The organism is Vibrio sp. YT-19(2023), assembly GCF_033337395.1.
This window is the reverse complement of the sequence record NZ_JAWOQN010000070.1, coordinates 1-6,380: the sequence shown is the minus strand read 5'-3', so window position 1 is coordinate 6,380 and position 6,380 is coordinate 1. Positions and strand designations below refer to the sequence as shown.

The following is a 6,380-nucleotide window of genomic DNA, read 5'->3' as shown; positions in this document are numbered from 1 at the left end:
CGGCCTGTCACGCCGGGGGTCGCGGGTTCGAGTCCCGTCCACTCCGCCACTTATATTAAGCCTCAGTCGAAAGACTGGGGCTTTTTTCGTTTCTACTGCGACGTTTCCCTGAAGAGTGTTTATACACCTAACTAGACTATTTCACATAATCCCTACTAAGCGAACTCTGCGTAATTACACACTAGGCTTTAATTATAGGCCGTTGATGCTGTGGAAAGGCAATATGACCTACAAACAAGCCTAAGTAATCTATGGTATTCAAAGGCGTTCAACGGCTTGAATCTTGATGAGAAAGAAAAAACGAATTGTGCGCATAATCCAGAAAAGCGTCATATATACCCCATTTCTCCTGGCTCAAAAATCAAACGACTTGAAAAGAATTGGAAGGTGAAAGATTGAAGGAGCTCTTCATTAGCGAGGTGATGATTTTCGACGCTGAACATTTGATGAGTCTCAGAAAAAATATATCGCCAAAGGGTAAGAAGCGCCAGAACAGAGAGGGGTAGCTTAGCTCGAGACTGTAAGCTATGCGGAATACTCACAAACGTCAAAGCTCAAACCCATTAAGAGAGTCGCTCTAGATCTAAGTGGTTATGTGCTCACTAGCGGTACTAGAAAATAGTTAAGTATTCCAAATGGATTATATGAAAAAGCCAACTGCTAAAGCGGTTGGCTTAGTATAAAAATCTCGACGTACTTTAGAGCGAGAAATGATGTCTAAAGAATACGTTTTAAAACACCATCTGCCTTTAGGCGGGTGATTTTTCTGACCAGTCGCTGTACCCCTATAGGATAGTCTTCTACTTTCTCTAATTGCTTATAAGTACAGATAAGGTGAGTATGCTCAAGAATACGCGAAACTTCGTCTTCAAACTTCTCAGTGAGCTTCGCATAATTGTCTTGTATGAGTAGCCCATTTTCTAGGTCGAGTGACCAAGCACGTGGATTTAGGTTATTCCCAGTAAGTAGCATATAGCGTTTATCAACCCAAATACCCTTAAGGTGGAAGCTGTTATTGTCATGCTTCCATAGGTGAATTGACAATTTACGTGCGGCGACATTCGCTTCATTGGCTTTCGCAAAGCGACGCAAATTCACTTCGTAAAGATATGGAAGTCCGCCAATGGTTTTAAAGTCTTCCTCCGGTGCAATGTAAAAGTCGTTGGCGGTTTTATCACCCACAACAATCGTTACTTTCACACCACGCTTCATGGCTCGTTTCACTTCACGATGAAGTGCTTTAGGGAAGTTAAAGTAAGGCGTACAAATGAAAATTTCGTCTTGGGCTGCTGCCAATAACTTTACAATCTGTTGATTGAGCAGATTACGGCGTTTGCCTAGCCCAACTAACGGAGTGACTTTTACGCTTTCTTCTGTTGCAGCTTGGTCTTCAAACTTATAGTTGGCTTGAGCAAGAGAAGCCCTCAGTTGGCGAATCGCCGACTTTATTTCTTTGGTTTCTGGCTTATCTTTTCCTGCAAGATCATTAACGGCAGGGTGAGCAATCATTTCTTCCTGAATGAATTGCACCATTGAATTCGCTAAAGATTCATGTCGAATCACATGGTAACGATCAAATCGATAACGTTCATGATAATGGAGATAAACGTTATTTAAGCTCGCCCCACTGTAGATAACAGTATCATCGACAATGAAGCCTTTTAAATGCAGTACCCCAAAAACTTCTCTGCCACGCACTGGTATGCCATAGACAGGGATTGGGTGTTGGTACTTACTGGCATATGCTTTGTAAAGCGCTGAATTACCCTCAGATGTCTCCGCGCCAATCAGGCCACGCTGCGCTCGATGCCAGTCGACACAGATATTGATGTCCAACCCAGGGTTGCGCTGTTTCGCTTCATAAAGCGCAGTGAGAATTTCACGTCCAGCTTCATCATCTTCCAGATATAGAGCGACTAGGTAAATTCGCGACGTTGCTTTGCTGATAGCATCTAAAAGACGGGTTCTGAATGATTCTGCTGAATATAGAACATCAAAGTCTTCCGGATTGACAGCGAGACTTGGCAACTGTTCGAATGGATTCCTACTTACTATCATATCGGTATGAGTACCTTAGTTTAGTGCAATATTGCGAACCTGCCATTTTATCAAAGATATGATTTACCTGGCTACAAAAGCACGCGTTTTGATGTCGTTGAAGAGATGAATTGCATTGGAATGAGATCTTTACCGCTATCTACATAACGTTGAAATGCCATTTTTAGCGGGTGTGGTAGCTCAGAGCAATCAATTGTTGTGAATCCATGCTTGGAATAATAGGATTCGAGATGTGTAAACGCGAAGCAATAATCGCCATCAGTGAAAACATTGTTTTTACAATGAGTTAGTAGTTTTTTTCCAATTCCTGTTCCCCTAACTTTCGGAATGACCAACATTCCTGTCAACAGACGAACTTTATCTACACTTTTTAAACGTAGTAACGCAATGATTTCACCCTTATGGCTTGCTGTAATGATCAATTCATCCTTTTTGGCTCGACCCGCAGGGTAATACGCTTTGTATAGTTTCTTAATGAGGGGGAGCTTGATGGGATTTAACACTTCTATGATTAATGAGTCTGGTATTGTCACTGCGGTTAAAAGATAACTAATGTAGAATGTCGACAGTTTAAGAGAATCTTATCTGGTGTTGCAAACCTACTATGCAAATTAAAACAAATGCGAGCCTAAAGGCTTACCATACTTTTGGAATTGAACAATCGTGTTCCTATTTAGCTATCGTTGAGTCGCTTGAAGATGTTATTGAGCTATTTCAAAACCCAAGATTCACCCATTTACCGAAACTTTTTTTAGGTAAAGGAAGTAATGTTCTTTTTACAGAACATTTTGAGGGATTAGTGATTGTTAATCGAATCATGGGTAAAGAAGTCACGGAAACGGATGAGCATTACCTATTACATATTGCCGGTGGTGAAGATTGGCCTGAATTGGTTTCCTGGTGTGTGAATCAGGGGATCGGTGGGATCGAGAACTTAGCTTTGATTCCAGGTTGTGCTGGCTCGGCTCCTATTCAGAACATTGGTGCGTATGGCCTAGAGCTAAAAGACATCTGTGATTATGTAGATGTTCTTGATCTAACTACGTTTGAAAACAAAAGAATGCACGCCCAAGACTGTGATTTTGCCTATAGGGATTCCATATTTAAACATGCGTTGCACGGAAAGTGCTTTATCACCGCATTAGGGCTTAAGTTGGCGAAGCAATGGCAGCCGATTAACCAGTACGGCCCTTTACAAAGTATCCCAGAAGAACAACTCAGCCCTGCTTCTATCTTCGAACGAGTATGCCAAGTGCGAAAGGCAAAACTGCCAGATCCAACCAAGATAGGTAACGCAGGTAGTTTCTTTAAAAACCCAGTGATCACACAAGATCACTATGATCGACTCACAAAAAAATACCCTAACGTAGTGGCCTACCCAGCTTCAGGAGGAATGAAAATTGCTGCTGGTTGGCTTATTGATCAGTGTGGATTAAAAGGGAAGTCTGTACACGGTGCGCAGGTCAACCCTATGCAAGCTTTGGTTTTGACCAACATAGATAATTGTAGTGCTGATGACATTGTCGCGCTTGCTTCTTTAGTGAAGCATACAGTATGGGACAAATACCAAATCATACTTGAGCATGAAGTACGCTTTCTCAATCGTACCGGGGAGACCAATTTGGCTCAGATCGAGGCATCTAGATGAGAAAAGATCACTCTACGAAACTTCATATTCTAAAGTTATTAAGTGATGGAGAGTTTCATTCAGGAGAAGCGTTGGGCGACGATCTTAATGTTTCTAGAGCGGCAATCGCTAAGCACATTAAAGGTCTTAGTGAATGGGGTATTGATATTTATCGAGTGCAAGGGCGCGGTTACCAATTAGCCTCACCATTGCAGCTGTTAGACGAGACTCTCCTTACCACTAGCTCGGAGTCACTTGTTGAACTCGTCCCTGTGATTGACTCAACGAATCAATATTTGCTCGACAGAGTCGCGGATTCGGAAAAGGGCCGTGTTTGTATTGCTGAATATCAAGCACAAGGGCGTGGTCGCCGCGGTAGACAATGGGTCTCACCGTTTGGCTCTAACTTATATATCTCTATGTATTGGCGACTGGATGCAGGAATGGCTGCGGCAATGGGCTTGAGCTTGGTGATTGGGATTGCCGCAGTGGAAGCTCTGGAAGAAGTAGGCATGCAAGGTGTTAAACTCAAGTGGCCGAATGACTTGTATTATCAAGATAAAAAACTGGCCGGAATCTTGGTTGAAATGTCGGGTCAGGCCGGTGGGGCTGCTCATCTAGTGATTGGGATGGGCCTGAATATTGGAATGCCTGACGACCAGCCTGAGATTGACCAGCCATGGACCACGTTGAACCAAGTAAATCAGAGTCTCAAGATCGATAGAAATGTTCTAGCAATGACTCTTATTAAGCATTGGAATTCCGCACTTGTCGAATATGAAATGAAAGGACTTACTGGCTTTATCGAACGTTGGAATCGGTTAGACAATTTCCTTAATCGTCAGGTCAAACTGCTTATTGGGCCTAGAGAGGTACATGGCGTCGTTCGAGGCATCGATCATCAAGGTGGAATATTAATCGAAACCTCCCAAGGACTAGAGACTTATATTGGTGGTGAAATCTCGTTGCGTAAAAGTGACTAAGCTTCGATTACTTTCGCAACGAGACTTTATCAACCAAGTGGTTAACGCCTTTGTGTAGAATCAAGTGGGCTCTCTCACGAGTTGGAAGAATATTCAATTCTAAATTGAGCCCATTAATATCATGCCAAATTTGCTTTGCTTTTTTCTTTGCGTCATCGACAGAGAGTTGTGTGTAGTGGCTAAAATAAGAGCCTGGTTTCGTAAAGGCCCCTTGGCGAAACTTTAAAAAGCGTTCTACGTACCAATGTTCAATGGTCTCTGTTTCTGCGTCGACATAAATTGAAAAATCTAAAAAGTCAGAGACGAAGACACGATGCGGGTCATGTGGATAGTCCATTCCACTTTGCAGAACGTTTAAACCTTCAATAATAAGAACATCCGGTCTATCCACTTTCCTTAGTTCATCAGTAATGTCATACGTGATGTGAGAGTAGATGGGTACTTCAAGATCGGGCTTTCCTGCCTTTACGTCAGACATGAACTCGACTAAGCGCTTGATATCATAGGATTCTGGGAAGCCTTTACGATGCATGATACCGCGTTCTTCTAGTACTTTTTTCGGATATAGGAAGCCATCTGTTGTAACCAAGGACACTTTGGGATGATTCTCCCAACGAGAAAGCAATGCCGTTAGAATACGAGCAGTCGTACTTTTGCCTACAGCAACACTGCCAGCGATACCAATTACGAAAGGGGGAGCATGTTCCTCTGTATTTAAGAATTGTTGTAATACGGAATTGCGGCTTTGACGAGCCTGGACATACAGATTCAAAAGACGAGACAAAGGAAGGTAGATCTCTACCGCTTCCTCCATGGTTAGGTTTTCATTAATGCCCTGAAGCGCAGTCAAGTCGTCTTCAGAAAGTGTCATCGGTACAGAGTTTCTTAACTCGGCCCAATTTGCACGGTCAAATGACAAAAATGGACTCATGGGTCTCTTTTATCCTTGGTTTAATAGAAGCAAGAACATACATCAAGCGAACTTCAAAGCAAACGACAAAGGTCGAAGTTTACTTTAAAAAAGCTAAGTTTGTACGAATTTGCAGCAAACGAATCTAAAAAATCGAAATTTATGATTTTTTTTCAAATTACTATTGCAACCTAGAAAATCATTCAATAGAATGCGCACCACTTATGCCGACTTAGCTCAGTAGGTAGAGCAACTGACTTGTAATCAGTAGGTCACCAGTTCGATTCCGGTAGTCGGCACCATTCTTTCCTTTAGTAGTCTGAATGGCTTGAAAATTTGGAGGGGTTCCCGAGTGGCCAAAGGGAGCAGACTGTAAATCTGCCGGCACTGCCTTCGATGGTTCGAATCCGTCCCCCTCCACCATATTCTTTAGGAAATAGCTCTCAGAGTTACGTGTTGCGGGCATCGTATAATGGCTATTACCTCAGCCTTCCAAGCTGATGATGCGGGTTCGATTCCCGCTGCCCGCTCCACTCTAATTTGAGTGCTGATATAGCTCAGGTGGTAGAGCGCATCCTTGGTAAGGATGAGGTCGGCAGTTCGAGTCTGCCTATCAGCACCAGCTCTCAAGTTTATTTCCTTTTGATATTAGATTTACCAATTATCTTTTTTTGGTTGCGTGGTCAATTTGGGCCACCTAAATCCGTACCTAGAGGGACCACTCATGTCTAAAGAAAAATTTGAACGTACGAAACCGCACGTTAACGTTGGTACTATCGGCCACGTTGACCACGGTAAAACA

At 42.8% G+C, this 6,380-nt stretch carries 5 protein-coding genes and 4 tRNA genes; 6 read left to right on the top strand and 3 right to left on the bottom strand.

All coding sequences use genetic code 11. The annotated features are described in order from the left end of the window. Nucleotides 1-717 precede the first annotated feature (717 nt). Together pssA and R7E78_RS23775 are read right to left on the bottom strand one after the other, a co-directional pair. Nucleotides 718-2,058, bottom strand: coding sequence for a CDP-diacylglycerol--serine O-phosphatidyltransferase (pssA, locus tag R7E78_RS23780; protein ID WP_262607153.1), 1,341 nt, complete (start codon nucleotides 2,056-2,058; stop codon nucleotides 718-720). Between the two features lie 71 nt (nucleotides 2,059-2,129). Beyond that, a complete protein-coding gene (locus R7E78_RS23775) occupies nucleotides 2,130-2,561 on the bottom strand; it encodes a GNAT family N-acetyltransferase (protein ID WP_017821963.1) in 432 nt (143 codons plus the stop codon). Between the two features lie 101 nt (nucleotides 2,562-2,662). Between R7E78_RS23775 and murB the strand changes: the two genes are divergently transcribed. Both murB and birA read left to right on the top strand, forming a co-directional pair. Beyond that, nucleotides 2,663-3,706 (top strand): UDP-N-acetylmuramate dehydrogenase, encoded by a 1,044-nt coding sequence (murB, locus tag R7E78_RS23770; protein WP_262607152.1) that lies wholly within the window; start codon nucleotides 2,663-2,665, stop codon nucleotides 3,704-3,706. Continuing rightward, entirely contained in the window at nucleotides 3,703-4,668 is a 966-nt protein-coding gene (birA, locus tag R7E78_RS23765; protein ID WP_167415510.1) for a bifunctional biotin--[acetyl-CoA-carboxylase] ligase/biotin operon repressor BirA, read from the top strand. The genes murB and birA overlap by 4 nt, the downstream gene beginning before the upstream one ends. Before the next feature lie 7 nt (nucleotides 4,669-4,675). Here birA and coaA read toward each other — a convergent pair whose 3' ends face one another. Continuing rightward, nucleotides 4,676-5,599 (bottom strand): type I pantothenate kinase, encoded by a 924-nt coding sequence (coaA, locus tag R7E78_RS23760; RefSeq protein WP_005388683.1) that lies wholly within the window; start codon nucleotides 5,597-5,599, stop codon nucleotides 4,676-4,678. A 205-nt stretch (nucleotides 5,600-5,804) separates the two neighbouring features. On the opposite strand from coaA, the gene R7E78_RS23755 reads away from it, so the two are divergent. The 4 genes from R7E78_RS23755 (at nucleotide 5,805) to R7E78_RS23740 (ending at nucleotide 6,200) form a co-directional block, all read left to right on the top strand. Beyond that, nucleotides 5,805-5,880, top strand: a tRNA-Thr gene (locus tag R7E78_RS23755). A 36-nt stretch (nucleotides 5,881-5,916) separates the two neighbouring features. Continuing rightward, nucleotides 5,917-6,001: transfer RNA gene (locus R7E78_RS23750), tRNA-Tyr, on the top strand. Between the two features lie 35 nt (nucleotides 6,002-6,036). Further along, nucleotides 6,037-6,111: transfer RNA gene (locus R7E78_RS23745), tRNA-Gly, on the top strand. A gap of 13 nt (nucleotides 6,112-6,124) precedes the next feature. Then, nucleotides 6,125-6,200, top strand: a tRNA-Thr gene (locus R7E78_RS23740). The last annotated feature ends 180 nt before the right edge of the window (nucleotides 6,201-6,380 follow it).